The organism is Plantactinospora sp. WMMC1484, from assembly GCF_049315195.1.
In the GTDB taxonomy this organism is placed as follows: domain Bacteria; phylum Actinomycetota; class Actinomycetes; order Mycobacteriales; family Micromonosporaceae; genus Plantactinospora.
Window position 1 is genome coordinate 743,928 of sequence record NZ_CP186055.1, and the last position, 20,255, is coordinate 764,182.

Annotated in this window: 15 protein-coding genes; 3 read left to right on the forward strand and 12 right to left on the reverse strand. The window is 73.6% G+C overall.

The window, feature by feature from the left end:
* Positions 1-24 precede the first annotated feature (24 nt).
* Complete coding sequence (locus ACN28C_RS03295) at positions 25-660, forward strand: hypothetical protein (RefSeq protein ID WP_422772135.1); 636 nt, start codon at positions 25-27, stop codon at positions 658-660.
* A gap of 27 nt (positions 661-687) precedes the next feature.
* Here ACN28C_RS03295 and ACN28C_RS03300 read toward each other — a convergent pair whose 3' ends face one another.
* The 8 genes from ACN28C_RS03300 to cysS form a co-directional block, all read right to left on the reverse strand.
* Positions 688-1,947: a cytochrome P450 gene (locus tag ACN28C_RS03300; protein ID WP_422772136.1), complete on the reverse strand. Its 1,260-nt coding sequence runs from the start codon at positions 1,945-1,947 to the stop codon at positions 688-690.
* A complete protein-coding gene (locus ACN28C_RS03305; protein WP_422772137.1) occupies positions 1,944-2,579 on the reverse strand; it encodes a GTP-binding protein in 636 nt (211 codons plus the stop codon). The genes ACN28C_RS03300 and ACN28C_RS03305 overlap by 4 nt, the downstream gene beginning before the upstream one ends.
* Complete coding sequence (locus tag ACN28C_RS03310) at positions 2,560-2,931, reverse strand: DUF742 domain-containing protein (protein WP_422772138.1); 372 nt, start codon at positions 2,929-2,931, stop codon at positions 2,560-2,562. The genes ACN28C_RS03305 and ACN28C_RS03310 overlap by 20 nt, the downstream gene beginning before the upstream one ends.
* Positions 2,932-2,979: 48 nt before the next feature.
* Positions 2,980-3,384 carry a roadblock/LC7 domain-containing protein gene (locus tag ACN28C_RS03315; protein WP_422772139.1) on the reverse strand — a complete coding sequence of 135 codons (405 nt, stop codon included), beginning with the start codon at positions 3,382-3,384 and terminating at the stop codon, positions 2,980-2,982.
* A 27-nt stretch (positions 3,385-3,411) separates the two neighbouring features.
* Positions 3,412-4,890 (reverse strand): ATP-binding protein, encoded by a 1,479-nt coding sequence (locus ACN28C_RS03320; protein WP_422772140.1) that lies wholly within the window; start codon positions 4,888-4,890, stop codon positions 3,412-3,414.
* Positions 4,891-5,139: 249 nt separating this feature from the next.
* Positions 5,140-7,797 (reverse strand): Hsp70 family protein, encoded by a 2,658-nt coding sequence (locus ACN28C_RS03325; protein ID WP_422772141.1) that lies wholly within the window; start codon positions 7,795-7,797, stop codon positions 5,140-5,142.
* Between the two features lie 8 nt (positions 7,798-7,805).
* Positions 7,806-8,987 (reverse strand): 23S rRNA (guanosine(2251)-2'-O)-methyltransferase RlmB, encoded by a 1,182-nt coding sequence (rlmB, locus tag ACN28C_RS03330; protein WP_422772142.1) that lies wholly within the window; start codon positions 8,985-8,987, stop codon positions 7,806-7,808.
* Positions 8,987-10,408: a cysteine--tRNA ligase gene (gene cysS / locus ACN28C_RS03335; protein ID WP_422772143.1), complete on the reverse strand. Its 1,422-nt coding sequence runs from the start codon at positions 10,406-10,408 to the stop codon at positions 8,987-8,989. The genes rlmB and cysS overlap by 1 nt, the downstream gene beginning before the upstream one ends.
* 151 nt (positions 10,409-10,559) lie before the next feature.
* Here cysS and ACN28C_RS03340 point away from each other — a divergent pair, with 151 nt between their 5' ends.
* Positions 10,560-11,243, forward strand: coding sequence for an IclR family transcriptional regulator (locus tag ACN28C_RS03340; RefSeq protein WP_422774496.1), 684 nt, complete (start codon positions 10,560-10,562; stop codon positions 11,241-11,243).
* Between the two features lie 49 nt (positions 11,244-11,292).
* Here ACN28C_RS03340 and ACN28C_RS03345 read toward each other — a convergent pair whose 3' ends face one another.
* Both ACN28C_RS03345 and ACN28C_RS03350 read right to left on the reverse strand, forming a co-directional pair.
* Positions 11,293-12,693: a class II fumarate hydratase gene (locus tag ACN28C_RS03345; RefSeq protein ID WP_422772144.1), complete on the reverse strand. Its 1,401-nt coding sequence runs from the start codon at positions 12,691-12,693 to the stop codon at positions 11,293-11,295.
* 70 nt (positions 12,694-12,763) lie between these two features.
* Positions 12,764-15,757 (reverse strand): BTAD domain-containing putative transcriptional regulator, encoded by a 2,994-nt coding sequence (locus ACN28C_RS03350; RefSeq protein ID WP_422772145.1) that lies wholly within the window; start codon positions 15,755-15,757, stop codon positions 12,764-12,766.
* Positions 15,758-16,001: 244 nt separating this feature from the next.
* On the opposite strand from ACN28C_RS03350, the gene ACN28C_RS03355 reads away from it, so the two are divergent.
* Entirely contained in the window at positions 16,002-16,256 is a 255-nt protein-coding gene (locus ACN28C_RS03355; protein ID WP_422772146.1) for a hypothetical protein, read from the forward strand.
* Positions 16,257-17,008: 752 nt separating this feature from the next.
* Here the strand turns inward: ACN28C_RS03355 and ACN28C_RS03360 are convergent.
* The gene (locus ACN28C_RS03360; RefSeq protein WP_422772147.1) at positions 17,009-18,679 is read right to left on the reverse strand and encodes a fumarate hydratase; all 1,671 of its coding nucleotides are present in this window, start codon (positions 18,677-18,679) and stop codon (positions 17,009-17,011) included.
* A gap of 119 nt (positions 18,680-18,798) precedes the next feature.
* On the reverse strand, positions 18,799-20,226 hold the full coding sequence (locus ACN28C_RS03365; RefSeq protein ID WP_422772148.1) for a PQQ-binding-like beta-propeller repeat protein: 1,428 nt from the start codon (positions 20,224-20,226) through the stop codon (positions 18,799-18,801).
* Positions 20,227-20,255: the final 29 nt, after the last annotated feature.

Here is a 20,255-nt window from a genome sequence, read left to right on the forward strand (position 1 = left end):
GCCGACACCGTGCAGACTCGGGGAATGACTGCGAACTGGCCGGAGCAGCCCGCCCCGGAGGCCCGGCCCGACTGGCGGGACACCCTGCGCAACGGGGCCGACCTGGCGCTGCTCGGCATCGTCACCACGCTGGCGGCGGTGCCGCTGGTCACCGCCGGGGCCGCCGTCGGCACCGCCAGCGCCGCGCTGCACCACTGGATCGAGACCGGTTCCTGGCCCGGCGCGCGGGCGGCGCTGCGCGGATTCGGGCGTACGCTGCTGCCCGGCGCCGGGGCCACGGCGGTGGCCGGGGTGGTGGCCGGCGTACTCGCGCTGAACCTGCTGGCGTTGGGCCGGGGCGCCGTGCCGGGCGGTCCGGTGCTGGTCGCGGTCACCGTCGCGCTGGCCGTGGCCGCCGGCGGCTTCGCCGGGCTGACCGTGGTGCGACTCGGCCGGCAGGGCGGGCAGGGCTGGCGTCGGGCCGTACGCGGTGCGGCCCGGGTCGCGGCGGCCCGGCCGGTGGCCCTGCTCGCCAGCGCCGGTACGGTCACGCTCGCCGCCGTGCTCTGCGCGCTGGTGCTGCCGGTGCTCACCCCGCTGCTCGTCGGCTACACCCTCTTCGGGCTGCACACGGCTACCCGCCGCGTCGCCGGATCCACCCTGTCGGGCACGCCGGAGTAGGACCGCTCCCTCACCGACCCGGTCGGGTCAGTCGGTCGCGGGCTGCTGCCGCGCGACCGGGGCGAAGCGTACCGGGATGGAGCGCGGCGTCCGGCCCCACGGCGAGGGGACCGATTCCAGCTTCTCCGGCGGGACCGCCAGCCGGACGCCGGGCAGCAGGTGCAGGACGGTCTCGACGGCGGTGCGGATGATCAGCCGGGCCGGGACCTGCGCCGGGCAGGCGTGCGGGCCGGCGCCCCAGGAGAGGTGCGCCCGGTTGCCCACCTCCCGCCAGGGCTCGCCAGTGGTGTGGATCCGGGGGTCGGCGTTCGCGGCGGTCAGCCCGAGGATCAGCGCGTCACCACGCCGGACCGGCTGCCCGGCCAGCTCGGTGTCCCGCAGCGCGTACCGGGCCGGCGCGTTGGTCATCGGCGGATCCCGCCACAGCACCTCGTCGATCGCGTCGTCCACCCCGAGCCGCCCGCCCCGGAGCCGTCCGGCGAACCGCTCGTCGGTGAGCATCAGCCGCAGCGTCTGGGCGATGCAGCTCATGGTGTTCTCGTTCGCGGCGACCAGCACCAGCACCATGGTGTCGTAGATCTCGGCGTCGTCGCGCAGGTTCGGGTGCTCGGCGAAGTAGGTGGTGAGGTCGTCCGAGGGCACGGCCCGGCGGGCCGCGAGGACATCGGCGAGAATCTTCATCACGCGTTCCCGGGCGGCGAGCGCGTCGGCGCCCCAGGCGAACATCGCCGCCAGGCCGGCCTGGAGTTCATGGCTCTCGACCGCGTTCAGGCCGAACCGGTCGGCGACGGCCAGCACCGGCACGATCGCGGCATAGTCGGCGACCAGGTCCGCCTCACCCCGGCCGGCGAAGGAGCCGATCACGTCGGTGCAGAGCGCCGTGACGGCCCGGCGCATCGCCCGCTGGTCGATCTCGGCCATCCCGCCGGCGATCGGCGCCCGCAGCCGGCGGTGCCGCTCGCCGTTGACGAAGAACGCATTGTCGTAGGGCGACATCATCGGGCGCAGCAGCGAGTCCGCCGGCAGGCTGCCGTCGTGCTGCGCCGACCAGTCGCTCGGGTCGCAGGAGTAGAGCTGCTCCTGCCGGGTGACCGTGAGGATCTCCGGATAGCCCATCACCAGCCAGGCGTGCACGCCTGGTTCCAGCTCGACGGGGGCGACCGGGCCGTGCTCGGCGCGGAGCCGCCCGAAGACGTGTTGCGGGTCGGGGCAGGCCGTCGTGGCTGCCAGCGGCGTCAGCCCGGTCAACTCGGCCAGTGGCCTGCGTGCGGCGGTGGGGGTGGTCACGACACCATTTCCTTGGCAACGGCGGCAGGGACGGATTCCTCGGTGGAGGCGACGTCGAGGGCGTGCTGGACGAGAGTCGTCAGCGCGGTCAGGGCCGAGGCGCGGTCCCGGGCGTCGCAGTCCACGATCGGCGTCTCCGGCAGTAGGTCCAGCGCGGTACGCAGCTCGTCGGCGGAGTGCGGCACCGTGTCCGGGAAGTGGTTGACCGCCACCACGAACGGTAACTGGCTGCCGAGTTCCAACTGGTCGAAGACCTCGAAGCTGGCCTCCAGCCGGCCCGGCCTGGTGTCGACAAGCACCAGTACGCCGACGGCACCCTCGGCAAGCCCTTCCCACAGGTCCCAGAAGCGCCGCTGCCCGGGGGTACCGAACAGGTACAGTGCCAGGCTGCCGCCGAGCGTGATCCGGCCGAAGTCCATCGCGACCGTCGTGGTGCGCTTCGCGTCCACGCCGCGCAGGTCGTCGACACCCTCACTGACCTGGGTCACCACCTCCTCGGTCCGAAGTGGAGTGATCTCGCTGACCGAGCCGATCAGCGTGGTCTTGCCGACCCCGAAGCTGCCGACCACGAGGATCTTCACCGATGTGGTGACGGTCCCGGGGAGGTAGCCGTCAGAGTGCGCGGAGACCATTGAGCACCTCTTGCAGTAGTTCCGTGGACGGCTGCGCGGAACGGGGACTGCCGGCCCGCGCGGTCAGGTGGCCGGAGTCGACCAGGTCACTGGCGAGGACGCGTACGACGCTGACCGGCAACTCCAGCCGGGCGGCGACCTCGACCAGTGACAGCAGCCCCCGGCACATCGCCAGCAGGGCACGCTCCTGACGCCCGGCCGAGATCGGCAGCGGCGGCGCCGGATCGGTCGCGATCAGCAGCGTGTCGACGCCGATGGTGTTGCGCGACGGGCGGGCCCGCCCCTTCGTCAGCACGTACGGGCGCAGCGCCGAGTCGCGGTAGTGGCCGCCCCGCTCGTCGGAGGAACTCATCGCCGATCCCCGGCCCGCGCCGTCATGACACGGCCCCGCCGTGCCCGGTCATGCCGTGCTGCCCTGACGCGCCGACGTGGCGAGGGTGCGCTCGCCGATCCGGTTGACCTGGGTCTGCATCTGGTGGGCGATCAGGGCCGGGTCGACGGCGGGCTCGGTCACCACCGCCAGGTGCGAGCCGTCACCGGCCCGCCGGACGAAGAGGTAACCGCCGTCGAACTCGATCATCAGGTGGCGGAGCGAACGACCGCCGGAGCCGAACTCGCGGCCGATGCTGCGGCCCAGCGACTGCAGTCCGGAGCAGGCGGCGGCGAGCCGGTCGGCGACATCCTGGTCGGTGTGCTCGGAGCGGACCATCGCCAGGCCGTCGGCGGAGAGGACCACGGCGTGCCGGACGTACGGCACCGAGACCACCTCGGCCAGCATCCAGTTCTGGTCTTGCGTCATGCTCATCGTTCCCATCCTCCGGGGTTGTCGCGGTCAGCGCGCGTCCGCCGGGCCTGGGTCGCCGCCGCTGCGGCCACCTGCGATGAAGGCGCCCATCCACGAGCCAGCCTGCTCCGGACTCGGATCGGACGGCTCCGCCGCCGCTGCCACGACCTCGTCCGGCCCGGCGGACTCGTCTCCGGCGACGGAGCCGGTCCCGTCCGGGCCGGCGGAGTCGGCCTGTCCACGGCGGGAACGCCGCCGGGGCAGCGTCGAGCCGGGGGCGGCGGCTTCGGTCTCGACGGACCCTGGTTCGACGGACCCTGGTTCGGCGGACCCTGGTTCGACGGACCCGGGCCCCGGTTCGTCCGGCGTCATGGCCGACTCCACCGGTGCCCGAGCCGGCCGGCGGGTGGCGACCGCCTCCGGCGGCTCCACGGTCTCGACGACCTTCGACGGGATCAGCACCACGGCGCGCACCCCGCCGTACGGTGACTCGCTCAGGTCGGCGCGGAACCCGTGCCGGCGGACGTAGTGCCCGACGACGGCGAGCCCGGTCTGCGGGATCTCGCCCAGTTCCGCCAGCCCGACGGGACGGCGCCCGGAGACCGTCTCCCGGGCCTGCTCCAGCCGATGGTCGTCCATGCCGATGCCGCCGTCGTCGATCTCGATGACCGCACCGCGCTGCACCCGCCGGACGGTCACCGGCACGGTGGTGGCCGGCGGCGAGGACTGGGTGGCGTTCGCGAGCAGCTCCGCGACGAGGTGGATGACCGGCTCCACCACCTCGGCGGCGACCGCCACGTCCTGGTCACCGGAGACCTCGATCCGCCGGTACGCGAGGATCCGGGCCGAGGCGGCGCGTACCACGTCCACCATGGCCAGTGGCTCCTGCCACTGCTGCCCCGGCCACTCTCCACAGAGCACGGCGAGGCTCTGGGCGTGCCGGGCCTGCTGTGCGGCGGCATGGTCGACACGCATGCTCGACTCGACCACGTCCGGGTCGTGCTGGTGCCGGTCGGCCATCAGCGACACCTGCTCCTGGATGGAGTGTGCCGCCGTCTGCACCCGCCGCGAGAGCGCGACCACCGCGAGCCGCAGCGACTCCTCGCGCTCGTCCGAACGCTTCAGGGCGCTCGCCGCCTCTGCCAGGATCCCGTCCACGAGGCCGGCCGTCCGCTCGCTGAGCTCGGGATCGCGTGCTACGGCGGGCATCGGCGCACCGTGCAGCACCGCCGGAAGCCGATTCTGGAGCAGGTGGTCGAGGGCGTTGTCCACCGCCGCCGACCGCGCCTCGGCCCGCTTCCGCCAGTGCGTCTCCCGCTCCGCAAGCTGCTGCTGGTAGCTGCGGACCTGCCGCTCGAACTCCCGTTCGCGCTGGCCGAAGGCGTCCCAGGCGTCCCGCTGCCGGCGCCGCAGCGTCACCAGCAGCACAAGGGAGAGCCCGGCGGCGGCCGCCGCCAGCACGGTCAGCGCCGTACCGGCCGAGCCGGAGCCGATCAGCGCGCCGAGCACGGCGGCGGCACCGGCCACGGTGGTGAGTAGGAGAATCGCGGACCACGTCGAACGGCCCCCGGGCGAGGGACGACCTGACGAGAGCAGAGGTGTCATGTTCACCTTCGGCGGAAGATCCGGGCAGGACGGAGCCCCAAACCGCAGTTCAGGCGCGCAGTGGATCAGGATCGTACCCGATCAGGCCGGGATCACCGTCCCCCTGACCGGACAGTTTCCCGCGCCCGTAGCGGGCTCGCCCGCCACGGCGAGGCCGGTCCGGCGCCCCGTTCAGGCCCCTGCGGCGGTGAACCGGGCGACGACGAACTCGGCGCGGGCACCGCAGACGATCACCGAGGTGTTCCACGAGCAGGAGGCCGTGTTGACCTGCTTGAGCTGGCCCAGCTCGGTCAGCGCCCCGGAGCCGGCGACCACCCCGGCGACGCTGGCGTCCTGGCTGTACGTACCCGGATCCTCGGCGAAGACCAGCAGGTTGCCGCCGTCGACCCGGACGGCCACCCCGTCCCGGTCGAGCAGTTCGTCCCCGCCTGCGGAGAAGAGCTTCGACACCGGGTTGCCGGGGTTGGCCCGGACCAGGGCGTGCTCGCCCACCGGTTGCAGGTCCCGCGCCTGCGGCACCGCCCGGCGCCAGGCCGCCTCCTGGCTGCCGGTCCCGTCGGTCCGGACCGCCAGCAGTTCGGTGCTGGCGGCGTCCGAGCCGGCGTTCTCCAGCAGGCAGACCTGCCGCTCGCCGCAGGGCTCCAGGTCGAGCGGGCGGCGGCTCTTGTCGGGGGCGGTGTAGATGCTGGTCGGCGGGCCCAGGGTGGCCAGGTCGTAGCGGGCCAGCCCGTAGCCGTCGTTCGACGGGGCGACGAAGAGCTGCCCCTCGTAGGCCAGCACCGTGTCGTCGGTGTCGGCGGCACCCGGCCGGGACGCCAGCACCCGACCGCTGCGCACGTCGACGACCCGGATCGAGTCGTCCGCGCCGACCTGGACGAGCCGTGGCTCGTCCCCGCGGTTCGGCAGCGCCGGATCGCCGTCCAGCTCGGCCGCCCCACCCACCTCCGGCGCGGTCCGCACCGGATGGACGGCGGAGTCGCTGTCGTAGTCACCCTTCGGGCTCGGCAGCGTCCAGTCGTCGCCGCTGCGCGCGTCGATCCCGACCAGGGCGTCGGCGGTCGCGTCGAGCAGCACGACGTGGTCGTCGAAGAAGTAGAGCTCGTCGTCGCCGCGGACCGACCGGCTCCAGAGCTGCTCGCCGCTGGCCGGGTCGAAGGCGATCACGTCCCGGGGCGCGCTGGTGGTGATCGCATCCGCCCGCACCAGCAGCACCTCCGGCAGCGCCTTGATCCAGGCCCACCGCTCGGCGGCGACCTCGGTGGTGAACCACCGCTCGACCTTCGCCGATCCGGCCGTCAGCACCGCGATCTCCAGCCGCTGGTCGGCCCGCTGATAGGCGACGTAGGCCCGCTTCCCCGCGGTGGCGGTGAAGAGTGCGGAGGGGTTCTCCTCCCGGATGGCGATCCGGTCGACCTCGGTGAACGGCGCGAAGTCGATGCCGGGATACGGCTCCCGGTTGAGGTAGAGCAGCGCCGTGACGACCACTCCGACCAGCGCGAGCAGGGCGCCCGCGCCGATCCAGACCGCCGGCCGGCGTACCGGACCGGGCAGCCGGGCCGGCACGGTCGGACCACCCGGTGGGGTCGGCCCGGCAGGCGGGGCGGCGACCACCGCGACGGGGGCGGCGGCGTGACCCCGGTTCTGCGCGGGGACGGGCGCGCCGCCGACGGCGGCCGGGCTGGTCGGCATCCCGGCGCCGCCCTGCATCGCCGGCACCGCCACCGGGAGTTCGGCGAGCGCGCCCTCGGCGACCGGCAGTTCCGGCTGTTCGAGTACGGTCGGCGCGATCCCGAGCTCGGCGTGCAGCAGCCGGGCCACCAGCGGCACCCGGGACGAGCCGCCGACCAGGAAGAGCCCGGCGAGCTGGTGGACGCTCAGCCCGCAGCGGGCGATCACCGAGGCGGCCTCGAGGACACCCCGGCGCAGCAGCGGGGTGATGACGCTCTCCAGCTCGTCCCGGGTGAGGTGCAGCGCCTGTTCGACGCCGGGCACCGGCACCGGCGCGGTCGCCGCCCGGGAGAGCATCTCCTTGGCCCCGCGTACGTCGTCCCAGAACTGCCGTCGGCCGCGCCACTGGCTGGCCGTGACCGGCCGAACGAGCCGCTCCCAGACCGACGCGTCCGCAGCCCCGATCGTCCGGCCCAGGTGCTCGACCAGCGCCTCGTCGAGGTCGAGCCCGCCGAGGTCGCCGAGCCCGCCCGCGCCGACCACCGCGAACCGGGTCCGGCCGCCGGCCCCGGTGCCCTCGTTGCGGACCACGGCGATGTCCAGGGTGCCGCCGCCGAAGTCGAAGACCGCCAGCGCCGACCGGACCGGCACCGGCCGGCACAACACGTCGGCGAAGTAGCGGGCGGCGGCGACCGGCTCGGGCACCAGCAGCGTGCCACCCGCCGCCACCGGGGGCCAGCCGGCTCGGGCGACGGCGGCGGCCAGGGTCTCCCGGCGGCGGGCTCCCCAGGTCGCCGGATAGGTCAGCACGGCCGGCGGCAGGAACCCGACCGCCTCGACCGCCGCGCCGGCCACCGTGCCGAGCACGGCGGCCAGCAGCTCCACCGTGAGAACCTCCCGGTCCCCGAGGAGCACCGCCGGCTCGTCGATCCGCCGCTTGGGGTTCGGCTCGTAGCGGCCCGGGTCGGCCCGGGCCAGCCGCTGCGCGTCCCGCCCGACGTGCGGCTGGCCGGCCGCGTCGAGGAAGACGCCGGACGGCAGGATCGGTTGCCCGTCGTGCAGCAGCGGCCGGGTCCGCCCGTCGGGCCAGCGCAGCACCGCCACCGTGTGCGAGGTCCCAAGATCGACGCCGAGTCCGTGGCCCCCGTCCTGTCCTGCCATGGATTGGCTCAGGCGGCGGACAGGCGGCGGCGGGCGACCTCGGCGAGCGCCACCGCAGCCGCGACGCTGGCGTTGAGCGACTCCACCTCGGAGACCATCGGGATGCTCACCCGCAGGTCACAGGTGGCGCCGACGAGCCGGGACAGCCCGCGCCCCTCGGAGCCGACCACCACGACGAGCGGGCCGACCGCCGCCTCCAGGCCGTAGAGGTCGGTCTCGCCGTCGGCGTCCAGCCCGACCACGAGGAACCCCTCCTGCTGGGCGAGCTTGAGCGCCCGGGTCAGGTTGGTCACCTGGCTGACCGGCACCCGGGCCGCCGCGCCGGCACTGGTCCGCCAGGCGGTCGCGGTGATCCCGGCGGCCCGCCGCTCGGGTACGAAGACCCCCTGCGCGCCGAAGGCCGCCGCCGACCGGATCACCGCGCCGAGGTTGCGCGGGTCGGTGACGCCGTCGAGCGCGACGAGCAGCGGGGTGGGGTGCTCCAGCGCCGCCGCCAGCAGGTCCTCGAACGGCTCGTAGGCGAAGGGCGGCACCTGCACGCCGATGCCCTGGTGCAGCACCCCGCCGGTCATCCGGTCCAGCTCGGCCCGGCTGACCTCCAGGATCGCGATGCCCCGGTCGGCGGCGGTGCGTACCGCCTCGTTCACCCGGTCGTCGATGTCGATGCCCTGCGCGACGTAGAGCGCGGTCGCCGGGACCTGGGCACGCAGCGCCTCCAGCACCGGGTTGCGCCCGACCAGCAGCTCGGCCGCGTCCCGGGCGGGTGCGGAGCGGCGTCCCGGTGCGACCCGGGGACCGCCCGGACGCGGGGCGGGCTTGCCGCCGGTACGCCCGGCACCGGCCGCGCCCCGCCCGCCGGCCCCACCGGCGCCCCGCCCGGTGGTCGACCTGCGGCCGCCCTTCTTCGTGCCGGCGCCACCGGCACCCCAGGTGGTGTCCTTGCTCCCCGGTACGCCCACCTTCGGCGCCCGGCCCTCCTCGGCGGCGGCCCGGCGCTCCTTCTGCTGCTTCCACGCCGTGCGCTGGGGCACCTGCTCGGTGCCGGAGTATGCCTTGTGCCAGGGACGCTCGTCGGCCGGAAGCGTCTTTCCCCGGCCGGCAAGGGCACCCCGGTTCTTGCCTCCGGAGCCCGTGGTGGCGCCCTTCTTGGCGGTGACCCGACGCCCCTTCCGGGGCGAGTTTCCGGGCATCAGTCCTGTTCTCCGATCGTCCAACGCGGCCCGTGCGGGGTGTCCTCGACCACCACGCCCGCGTGCTTGAGCTGGTCACGCACCGAGTCGGCGGCGGCCCAGTCCCGGCGGCTGCGGGCCTGTGCCCGCTGCTCGAGGGCCAGCGCCACCAGCGAGTCGACCACGGACCGCAGCTCACCATCCTGCCCGTCCCCACCCCAGGCCGGGTCGAGGGGGTCGAGTCCCAGGACGTCGAGCATCCCGCGTACCACCGCGAGCGCGGCCGCGGTCCCGGCGTCGTCGCCGCCGGCCAGCGCGATCTGGCCGTCCCGGACCACGTCGTGCAGCACGGCGACGGCGGCGGAGGTGTTGAGGTCGTCGTCCATCGCCGTGCCGAACCCGGCGGGCAGCTCGCCGAGGCCGCCGGCGCCGACCCGGTCCGCGGCCCGACGCACGAAGCCCTCGACCCGTCGGTACGCCACCGCGGACTCGCGCAGCGACTCGTCCGAGTAGTCGATCCGCGACCGGTAGTGCGGCGCCACCAGGTAGTAGCGCAGCTCGACCGGACGGATCCCGATCGAGGCGACGTGGTCGAGGTCGACGACGTTCCCCAGCGACTTGCTCATCTTGGCCTCGCCGAGGTTGAGCAGGCCGTGGTGTACCCAGTAGCGGGCGAAGGGCAGGCCGGCTGCCCGGGACTGGGCCTGCTCGTTCTCGTGGTGCGGGAAGGTCAGGTCGAGGCCGCCGCCGTGGATGTCGAACTCGGCACCGAGGTAGCGCCAGCACATCGCCGAGCACTCGATGTGCCAGCCGGGCCGGCCCGGCCCCCACGGCGACGGCCAGGCGGCGTCCGCCGGCTCCTCCGGCTTGAGGCCCTTCCAGAGCGCGAAGTCGGCCGGGTCACGCTTACCCCGCTCCGCCGCCTCGTCGGCGATCTGCGTCTGCGTCGCGTCCGGCCGCTGGCCGGAGAGCGAGCCGTAGTCCGGGTATGACCGGACATCGAAGTAGACATCGCCGGAGCCGTCGTCGGCGACGTACGCGTGCCCCTCGGCGAGCAGCTTCTCGATCAGCTCGTGCATCTGCGGGACGTGCCCGGTCGCCCTCGGCTCGTACGTCGGCGGCAGCACGTTGAGGCTGCGGTACGCGGCGCCGAGGATCACCTCGTTGTCGTACGCGATCGACCAGAACGGGCGCTCCTGCTCGACCGCCTTGACGAGGATCTTGTCGTCGATGTCGGTGACGTTGCGGATGAAGGTCACCTCGAAGCCGCTGCGCAGCAGCCAGCGACGCAGCACGTCGTAGTTGACCCCGCCCCGGAGGTGGCCGATGTGCGGCGCGGACTGGACGGTGAGACCACACAGGTAGATCCCCACCATGCCGACGTGCTTGGGGACGAAGTCCCGCACCGATCGGGTGGTGGTGTCGTACAGGCGTAGCGTCACCGTACAAGGGTACCGACCGATGCCAGGCAGGGCTCGCCCCGCGGCCCCTGCGCGACCCCCGCCGACCGCGCCACCCGCTGGGACCGCAGCCCGTTGCGGCCGTACGCTGCCTGGTGTGGGAGCGACGGCCGGTGGCGGCGCGGCCGGCCCGGTGGACGGGACCGCCGGCCGGACCGGCGAGACCGCGCAGACAGCCGCCGCCCGAGCCGGCGAGACCGCGCAGACGCTGGACCGGGGCCTGCGCCTGCTGCACCTGGTCGCCGACGCGACCGGTGGGCTCACCGTGACCGAGGCTGCGGCCCGGCTGGGTGTCGGCCGGGCCGTGGTCTACCGACTGCTCGGCACGCTCACCGAGCACGGGATGCTCCGCCGCGACGCGGGCGGCCGGCTGCGGCTCGGCGCGGGCCTGCTGCACCTCGCCCGCCGGGCACAGCCACTGCTCGCCGAGGGATCGCTGCCGGCGCTGCGCCGGCTCGCCGAGCAGACCGGGGCGACCGCGCACCTGACCGTGGTCGAGGGCACCGAGGGGGTGGCGCTGGCGGTGGTGGAGCCGAGCTGGACGGCGTTCCACGTCGCGTACCGGACCGGGACCCGGCATCCGTTGGAGCGCGGCGCTGCCGGCCGGGCGATCCTGGCCGGCCGCGAGGGCCGGACCGACCCGGTCGCGAGCAGCGGCGAACTCCAGTCCGGCGCGTACGGGGTGGCGGCGCCGGTGCTCGGGGTGCCGGGGCTGGAGGCCAGCGTCGGGGTGGTCGCCCTCGCCCCGCTGGACGTCGCGCAGGCCGGCGTCCGGGTGCGGGCCGCCGCCACCGAGATCGCCGCCGCGCTCGGCTAGCCCGTTCCCGCGCTCGGCCGGCGCCGGCACGGTCCGACCCCGCCAATCCTCACGGGTGGGTCATCCGGAGGACGTCGAGCGCCTCGTCGAGCTGCTCGGCGGTGAGCCGACCCGCCTCGACGTGGCCCCGGGCGAGCACCACCTCCCGGATCGACAGCTCCTTGGCCAGCGCCTCCTTGGCGATCGACGCCGCCTCGTCGTAGCCGAGGTAGCGGTTGAGCGGGGTGACCACCGAGGGGGAGCCCTCGGCGTACGCCAGTGCCACGTCGACGTTGGCGACCAGGCCGGTCACGCAGCGGTCGGCGAAGAGCCGGCTGACCCCGGAGAGGAGCCGGACCGACTCCAGCACGTTGCGGGCCAGCACCGGCAGCATGACGTTCAGCTCGAAGTCGCCCTGCGAGCCGGCGAAGGCGACAGTGGCGTCGTTGCCGATCACCTGGGCGCAGACCTGCCGGACCGCCTCACAGACCACCGGGTTGACCTTGCCGGGCATGATCGACGACCCGGGTTGCAGGTCGGGGATCTGCAACTCGCGCAGGCCGGCCCGGGGGCCGGAGCCCATCCAACGGATGTCGTTGGCGATCTTGTAGAGGCCGACCGCGACCGTCCGGAGCTGGCCGCTGGCCTCGACCAGCGCGTCCCGGGCACCCTGCGCCTCGAAGTGGTTGCGCGCCTCCGCCAGTGGCAACCCGGTCATCTCACGCAGCTTCTCGATGACCCTGGGGGCGAAGCCGGCCGGGGTGTTGATCCCGGTGCCGACGGCGGTGCCGCCGAGCGGCAGTTCGGCGAGCCGGGGCAGGCAGCTCTCCAGCCGCTCGATGCCGTACTGGAGCTGGGTGGCGTAGCCGGAGAACTCCTGGCCCAGTGTCACCGGGGTGGCGTCCATCAGGTGGGTCCGGCCCGCCTTCACCACCTCGGCGAACTCGTCCACCTTGGACTCCAGCGCGAACTCGAGGTGCCGCAGCGCCGGCAGCAGGTCGTGCACGACCGCGTGTGTCGCGGCCAGGTGGATCGAGGACGGGAAGACGTCGTTGCTGGACTGGGCGGCGTTGACGTCGTCGTTGGGGTGCACCTCGCGGCCCAGCTCCCGGGCGGCCAGGGTGGCGATCACCTCGTTGGCGTTCATGTTGGACGAGGTGCCGGAGCCGGTCTGGAAGACGTCGACCGGGAACTGGTCGTCGTAGCCGCCGTCGGCGACGTGCGCGGCGGCGGTGGCGATCGCCCGGGCGACCTCCTCGTCGATCACCCCCAGTTCGGCGTTGACCATCGCCGCGGCGCCCTTGATCTGGGCCAGCGCCCGGATGTGCGCCGGTTCGAGCCCGCGCCCCGAGATCGGGAAGTTCTGCACCGCGCGCTGCGTCTGGGCCCGCCACAGCGCGTCGACAGGCACCTCCACCTCGCCCATCGTGTCGCGTTCGATCCGGTAGCCGGCCGCCTCTGGAGTGGTCACGCGTTCCATCCTGCCCCGCACCGGGCCGGCCCGCAGATGATCGCCGTCACCGGTTGCCCGGTCGGGCCCGTCACTCGACCTCCCGCAGGCGCCTCCGCACCTCGTGCTGGTCCGGGGAGTCGATCTGGATCAGCAGCCCCAGCGCCCTGGTCCAGTACGACCGGGCGGCCACCGGGTCGGTCGAGCGCAGGCAGTCGGCCAGCCCGTCGAGCGCCCGCGCCTGCTCGTACGGGAGCTGGATCTTCGTGGCGGCGAGCAGCGCCTGCCGGTGCAGCTCCATCGCGGCGGAGGTGTCCCCCAGGACCAGCATCGCCCGGCCCAGCAGGTTGCGGGCGGTGCACTCGCCGGCCCGGTCGCCGGCGTCCCGCATGGCGGTCAGCGCCTCCTGGTGCCGGGTCACCGCCACCTCCGGCCGGCCGCACATCCGCTCGACGTCACCGATCTCGTTGAGCAGGTCGGCAATGTGGAAGGGGCTGCCACGGGCCCGTTGCACCCGCAGTGCCGCGTACATCTGGCGCAGTGCCCGGTCGTGCTGCCCCTGGCGGGCGTAGATCGCGCCGATCGAGCCGAGCGTGTCCGCCACCAGGGCGATCTTGCCGATCTGGCGGGCGACGAAGAGCCGGTTCCGCAGCACCCGCAGCGCGTCCGCGTAGCGGCCGACCGCCAGATAGATGCTGCCCAGGTTGGTCAGGGCGTTCGGCAGGGCGTGCCAGCCCGGGGTACGCCGGGCCAGCGCCAGCCCGAGTTCGAGGTAGTGCACCGCCTCCCGGGTCCGGCCCAGCATCATCAGCGGCAGGCCGAGGTTGACCGTCGCCACCGACTGCCCCGCGACGTCGCCGAGCCGTTCCCAGATGGCGATCACGACCCGCAGCGACTCCACCGAGCGCTGGTACTCGCCGAGGCGGAAGTACGCCGAGGTCAAATAGTTGTGCATGATGGCGACCCCGGTGTCGTCGCCGAGCGCCTCCGCCGCGCGCAGACCGTCGGTGTGCGACTGGATCAGCTCGTCGAGGTGGCCGCCGAGATAGAGCTGCCGCCAGTTGGCCCGGGCGAGCTGCCAGGCGTACCGGTGCAGACCCTCCTCGACGGCGAGGTGGACCAGTGCGACGAGGTTGCGGCGCTCCGCCTCCAGCCAGTCACGCCCGTTGCCGGCGGCGGCGGCGACCAGGTCGGGCCGGGCGGGCTGCCCCGCCACCGCCATCCGCAGGTTTCCGGTCGGCTCCAGCACCTGGCTCACCGAGGCGGCGGTGTGCAGGTAGAAGTCGAGCAGCGCCTCGAGGGCGTGCTTTCGCTCCGGCTCGCTGCCGACCACCGTGGCCAGCTCGGCGGCGTACTCCCGGACCAGGTCGTGCAGGCGGAACCGGCCGGCCTCCACCTCGTCGACCAGATGCGCGTCGACCATCTCGTCCAGGTGCTCGCGGGCGACCGCCAGCGGCAGCCCGGTCAGCGCGGTCACGGCGTACTGGTCGTATTCCACGCCGGGAAACAGGCCCAGCAGCCGGAAGCTCCGCTGCACCGGCTCGGGGAGTTGGGCGTACGACAGCGCGAAGGCGTCCGCCAGGGTCCGGTGCTCGACGGCGAACTCGGCGAGCACCCGGCGGTCCGCGTCGCCGAGCCGCTGTGCCAGGTCCGCCACCCGCCAGCGCGAGCGGTGCGCCAGCCGGGCGCCGGCGAGCCGGATCGCCAGCGGCAGGTAGCCGCAGCGCCGCACCACGTCCGCCGCCGCCTCGGGCTCGGCCCGGACCCGCTCCGGGCCGACGATCCGGGCCAGCAGCTCCACCGCCTCGGCCGGCTCCAGCACGGTCAGCGACTGCGCCCGTACGCCGTCCAGGCCCATCAGCCGGCGCCGGCTCGTGATCAGGGTCAGGCAGCCGGGGGCCGCCGGCAGCAGCGGACCGACCTGGGCGGTACTGGCCGCGTTGTCCAACACCAGCAGCGCCCGCCGGCCGGCCAGCTCGGTGCGCCACAGCGCCAGCCGGTCGGCGAGGTCGGCCGGTATCCGCTCACCGGGCACGCCGAGTTGTCGCAGCAGCGTGGCGACCGTCACGCTCGTCGGCAGCGGGCTGTGCACGCTGTGCCCGTGCAGGTCCACGAAGAGGTGCGCGTCCGGGTAGGCGTTCCCGAGCGACGTGGCCAGGTGTACGGCGAGCGCCGTCTTGCCGCTGCCCGCCATGCCGTCGATGACGTACACGGGGGAGAAGTTCGGGCCGGCGTCCTCGATCTCCTTGCACAGCCGGGCGACGGTCTCGTGCCGGCCGGTGAAGTCCTCGATGGCCCGGGGCAGGCAGCGTACCGGTGACCGGGCCGGCTGCTCGCCGTCGGCCGGTCCGACCTCGCCGGCGAGGACCCGCCGGTGGATCTCCCGCAGGGCCGGGCCAGGCTCGATGCCGAGTTCTCCGGCGAGGATCTCCCGGCCGGCCCGGAACACCGCGAGCGCTTCGGCCCGGCGACCGCTGTCGGCGAGCGCCAGCATCAGCTGACCCCGGAGCCGCTCCCGCAACGGATGGCGCTCCACCAGCTCGGTCAGCTCGGCGACCAGGTCGCCGGTGCGGCCGAGTCGCAGTTCGACCTCGAAGCCGTCCTCCATCGCCAGCATCCGCTGCTCGTCCAGCGAGGCCGCACCCCGGCGGACCGCCGTACCGGCGATGCCGGCGAGCGCGGGGCCGCGCCACAGCGCCAGGGCCGCCTGGTAGCCCTCGCGTGCCTCCGTCCAGTTCTGCTCGGCGGCGGCGGCGCGGGCCCCGGCGACCCGCCGTTCGAAGAGTTGGGCGTCGAGGTCGTCCGGGCCGAGCACGATGCGGTAGCCGGCCGGGCCGGTGACGATGGTCTCGCCGGGCACTCCGGCGGCGGAGAGCAGCCGGCGCAGCCGGGAGACACACGTCTGCAACTGCCCCCGCGCCGTGACCGGCGGGTCGTCGTCCCAGACCGCGTCGACCAGCTCGTCGACCGGCACCACTCTCGGGGCATGCAGGAGTAGCACCGCCAGGACCACTCTGTCCCGGCCAGCGGTCACCGTCGACTCACCGCCGCTCACCTGGAGCGGCCCAAGGATCCCGAACCGCATGCCCGCTCCTGACCGAGGTCGCATCCGGCAGCAGAGTAACCCGTCAATCACGCGCAGCAGAATCGACTTGATAGCGGGCTGGCAGCGGATCGAGAGCGAGAGCGCACAAACTGTCCGGTGGGACGCACGACACAGGTGAGACACATCGACGGGGGCGGTGCGTCCGCCGGCCCGTGGGGGCGACGGACGCACCGTGTCGGAGCAGCGGTTTCGCCGCCATCCACACCTGAGGGAGACGCCAGACATGGACGCCTCTGCGAGATCGGAAAAGTCCCGGCCGGTGCCGGCCGCCGGGGACGTGTTGCAGTTCGCCGAGTCCGACTACTGCTATGGAAGCGGTCCGCTCGTCCTCCGGGTCACCGGGGTCAGCGCGGACCTTGGCAGCCACCCACGTCTGGAGTGGCTGTCGCTACGCGGGGTTGAGCTGCTCGGAGACGGCAGCATCGGCCCCGAGCGGCAGGTGCTGGTCCGCACCAGCGCCCTACAACGCGCCGCCTGACGCGGAGCTGAACAGCGTCGTCCGTCGGTCAACGCCGCCCGACGGGCCGACGCCGTACGTCCTTTTGCGCCCGGCCCGCCCTTCTTTCGGCCGGCCGGGTGGCTTCGCGTGCCCGCTCACCGATCGACGGCAACGAGCATGCTCGACCACCTCGGCGTCGGGGCCTGCCGGTGTTCTCGACGCTCAGGGGTCAGCGGTTCCAGTGTCGCCGGGCTCCACACCCCCGGCTCGCAAGATCCGCCGGACCTGTTCGCGGCCGTACCCGGTCACCCGCGCGATTTCGCCGACCCGCCGGCCGTTCCGGTAGGCCGCCACGATCGCGGCGGCCAGCCGTTCGCGCACCCTCGGCACGTCGGCACGGGCCGAGGTGACTTCCGCGAGCCCGTCCTGTACTCGCTGGAGCGCGGCCCTGTACGCCTCCGACGCTGCCTCAAGGTCGCCCGCCACGTGGCCACTCAACCACGCCGCTCACGTCCCACCTGATGGTATGTCTTGAAGTTGTCGGTGAGCGACTCCGGGCAGGGACCGACTGCCATCTACGATCTCCGGATCTTCTACTGTCGAGGGTGAGTGGTGCGTTCTCGGTAACCCGCCTCGTCCTCGGCGGGACCGAGACCAGAGCGCAGTTCGAGGCCGAACCAACCGCGTTCCGTTGGCGGTTCCATCACGGCGGCGACGTGGTCAAGTTTTCGGTCCGCAACTTGAAATCACAACGGTGAAATTCAAGTGCACTACAAGACGCCCCCCGAAGCTCAGCGCCGTCCCACGGTCAGTACCGGCTTGGTCACCTCGGCGAAGAAGTCGTTGCCCTTGTCGTCGACGACGATGAAGGCGGGAAAGTCCACCACCTCGATCTTCCAGACCGCCTCCATGCCGAGCTCCGGATATTCCAGGACCTCGACGTGCGTGATGCAGTCCTGCGCCAGCCGCGCCGCCGGGCCGCCGATGGAGCCGAGGTAGAACCCGCCGTGCTGGTGGCAGGAGCGGGTCACCTGGCCGGAGCGGTTGCCCTTGGCCAGCATCACGTGCGAGCCGCCGGCCGCCTGGAACTTGTCCACGTACGCGTCCATCCGGCCGGCGGTGGTCGGCCCGAACGAGCCGGAGGCGTAGCCCTCGGGGGTCTTCGCCGGGCCGGCGTAGTAGACGGCGTGGTCGCGCAGGTACTGCGGCATCGGCTCGCCCGCGTCCAGCCGTTCGGCGATCCTGGCGTGCGCGATGTCCCGGGCGACCACCAGCGGGCCGGTCAGGGAGAGCCTGGTCTTCACCGGATATTTCGACAGCTCCGCCCGGATCTCGTCCATCGGCCGGTTGAGGTCGACCCGGACCGCCTCGGCGCCCTGCTCCAGTTGGGCGTCGGTGACGTCCGGCAGGAACCGCGCCGGGTCGGTCTCCAGCCGCTCCAGCCACACCCCGGACGGCGTGATCTTGCCCATCGCCTGGCGGTCGGCGGAGCAGGAGACCGCGATCGCGACCGGGCAGGAGGCGCCGTGCCGGGGCAGCCGGACCACCCGGACGTCGTGGCAGAAGTAGCGCCCGCCGAACTGCGCGCCGATGCCGAACTGCCGGGTCAGCTCCAGCACCTCGGCCTCCAGCTCCAGGTCGCGGAAGCCGTGCGCCCGCATCGAGCCCGAGGTCGGCAGGTTGTCCAGGTATTTCGCGGAGGCGAGCTTGGCGGTCTTTAGGGCGTACTCGGCGGAGGTGCCGCCGATGACCACGGCGAGGTGGTACGGCGGACAGGCGGCGGTGCCGATCAGCCGCAGCTTCTCCTCCAGGAACTGCATCATCCGGGTGGGATTGAGCAGCGCCTTCGTCTCCTGGTAGAGATAGGACTTGTTGGCCGACCCGCCCCCCTTGGCCATGAAGAGAAACTTGTACGCGTCCGGGTGCCCGTCCGGGTCCTCGGCGTAGATCTCCACCTGGGCCGGCAGGTTGCTCCCGGTGTTCCGCTCCTCCCACATGGTGAGCGGGGCGAGCTGCGAGTAGCGCAGGTTCAGTCGGGTGTACGCCTGGTAGACACCCCGGGATATCGCCTCGTCGTCGGAGCCGTCGGTCAGCACGTGCCGGCCCCGCTTGCCCATGACGATCGCGGTGCCGGTGTCCTGGCACATCGGCAGCACACCGCCGGCCGCGATGTTGGCGTTGCGCAGCAGGTCCAGCGCGACGAACCGGTCGTTCGGCGACGCCGCCGGGTCGTCGATGATGGCGCGCAGCTGGGCGAGGTGCGCCGGCCGCAGGAAGTGGGCGATGTCGTGCATCGCCTCGGCGGTCAGCGCGGTCAGCGCGGCGGGCTCGACGGTCAGGAAGCGCCGGCCACCCGGCCCGTGGACCATGTCCACGCCCTCGTCGGTGACCAGTCGGTATTCGGCCTGGTCGGCGCCGAGGGGCAACAGGGGGGAGTACGAGAACGGCGCGCCACTGCTCATAGCCGGCAAGCCTAGGGCAGCGGGCCGGGCCCGGCGCACCCGCCGGGTCGCCCCTGCGATGCCGCTCTCATCGGAGCCGGGATGCCGCTCTCACCCCCGCCCCGGGCGGGTCGGCCGGGTCAGCCGTCCTTGTCGCTGGCGGATGGACACTCGGGCTGTTTGGGGCCGCCGCACTCGGTGCCCGGATCGGGTTCCTGGCCGCCCGGACCGGCCGTCGGGGCCGGGCCGCCGGTCGAGACCCCGGCGAACCGGAGATAGCCGATGTCGCGCCCCTCGCCGATCACCATCCCGGCCGGACCCACCGCCAGCACCTCCGCCGACGAGCGGACGTTGGCCAGTTCCCGGCCGCTGCGCGGGTCGAGCGCGACGATCCGGTCCGGACGGCGGTCGACCAGCACGGCGGCGTACCGGGTGAGCGCGGCACTGCCGTCGGAGTTGAGCGGCCGGGTCCACCGTGCCCGGTCGATGGCGAGTTCGCTGCCGATGACCGACCGCCCGTCGGCGGAGCGGGACAGCGCGTACCGGTCGTCGACGGCGAGCAGCTTCTCGCCCTTCGGCCCGGACCAGAGCACCCGGCCGTCGTACGCGTCGACGACCGTCTCCCGGGCGTCCGGCGCGACCCCGACGAAGACGTTCTCGCCGCCCTGCGGGTCCTCGCGCTGGGCGCACCCGGCGCCGTCGGCGGTACGCAGGTTGAGCCCGTCCCGGCGCCACACCTCCTGCCCGGTCGTCGGGTCCCGGGCTGTCACCGTGAAGTAGCAGGTGCCGTCGGCGGCCCGGGCCTCGATCCGCAGCATCCGCCCGCCGACCACCACGATCCGGTCCTCGGGGCCCGGCTCCACGTCCTGCATCACCCGGCCGGTCGCGGTGTCCACGATGTGCACCCGGCCGTCGACGGAGAGCCCGAGCAGCGGCGGCATCTCGACCGGGCCACTCGCTCCGTCGTCCACCTGCCGGGCGGTCAGCCGCCGGGTGCCGAGCGTGTCGGGGTTGCCGGCGAGCGGGCCGGTCTCCACGCCGGGCAGGAACGTCGTCCAGATCGGAGTGCTGCCCCGGGGGTCCCAGGCGGTGAGCGTGCAGTCCCGGGGCTCCCGGCAGCGCGCGTCGAGCAGGGCGTTGCGGTAGGTCCAGACGCCGACCGCCGAGTTGTCGCTGCGGCGTACCGCGCCGGTCTCGGGGTCGAGCAGTTCGTAGCCCTTGCTCAACAGCTTGCCGGCGGCGACGACGGCGTCCCGGTCACCTCCCGCGACGGCGGCCCAGTCGGCCTTGCGCTCCCACAGTCGCAGGCCGGTGGCGAGGCTGCGGGCCTCGACCCGGGTCCGGTAGCGGATCACGACGGCGTTGCCGGCGATGGTCACGCTCTGTGGCGTACCGCCGATCCGCTGCTGCCAGACGACGTCCGGGTCGGAGATCGGCTCGTCGCGGTTGACCCAGTCCCAGACACCGGGGAAGGGGTTCCAGACGTTGGTCGCGGCGAGCACGATCACCGCGATCAGCGCGATGGCCAGGGCGGACATCAGGCTGCCCCGGGCGCTCCCCTTCGCCATCCGGCTACCGTAAACGAGATCGTCCCGCA

Coding starts and splice junctions, on each gene's coding strand:
- ACN28C_RS03350 (WP_422772145.1), bottom strand. CDS start 15,757: ATGCGGTTCGGGATCCTTGGGCCGCTCCAGGTGAGCGGCGGTGAGTCG.
- ACN28C_RS03295 (WP_422772135.1), top strand. CDS start 25: ATGACTGCGAACTGGCCGGAGCAGCCCGCCCCGGAGGCCCGGCCCGAC.
- ACN28C_RS03305 (WP_422772137.1), bottom strand. CDS start 2,579: ATGGTCTCCGCGCACTCTGACGGCTACCTCCCCGGGACCGTCACCACA.
- ACN28C_RS03365 (WP_422772148.1), bottom strand. CDS start 20,226: ATGGCGAAGGGGAGCGCCCGGGGCAGCCTGATGTCCGCCCTGGCCATC.
- ACN28C_RS03315 (WP_422772139.1), bottom strand. CDS start 3,384: ATGAGCATGACGCAAGACCAGAACTGGATGCTGGCCGAGGTGGTCTCG.
- rlmB (WP_422772142.1), bottom strand. CDS start 8,987: ATGCCCGGAAACTCGCCCCGGAAGGGGCGTCGGGTCACCGCCAAGAAG.
- ACN28C_RS03360 (WP_422772147.1), bottom strand. CDS start 18,679: ATGAGCAGTGGCGCGCCGTTCTCGTACTCCCCCCTGTTGCCCCTCGGC.
- ACN28C_RS03355 (WP_422772146.1), top strand. CDS start 16,002: ATGGACGCCTCTGCGAGATCGGAAAAGTCCCGGCCGGTGCCGGCCGCC.
- ACN28C_RS03310 (WP_422772138.1), bottom strand. CDS start 2,931: ATGAGTTCCTCCGACGAGCGGGGCGGCCACTACCGCGACTCGGCGCTG.
- ACN28C_RS03325 (WP_422772141.1), bottom strand. CDS start 7,797: ATGGCAGGACAGGACGGGGGCCACGGACTCGGCGTCGATCTTGGGACC.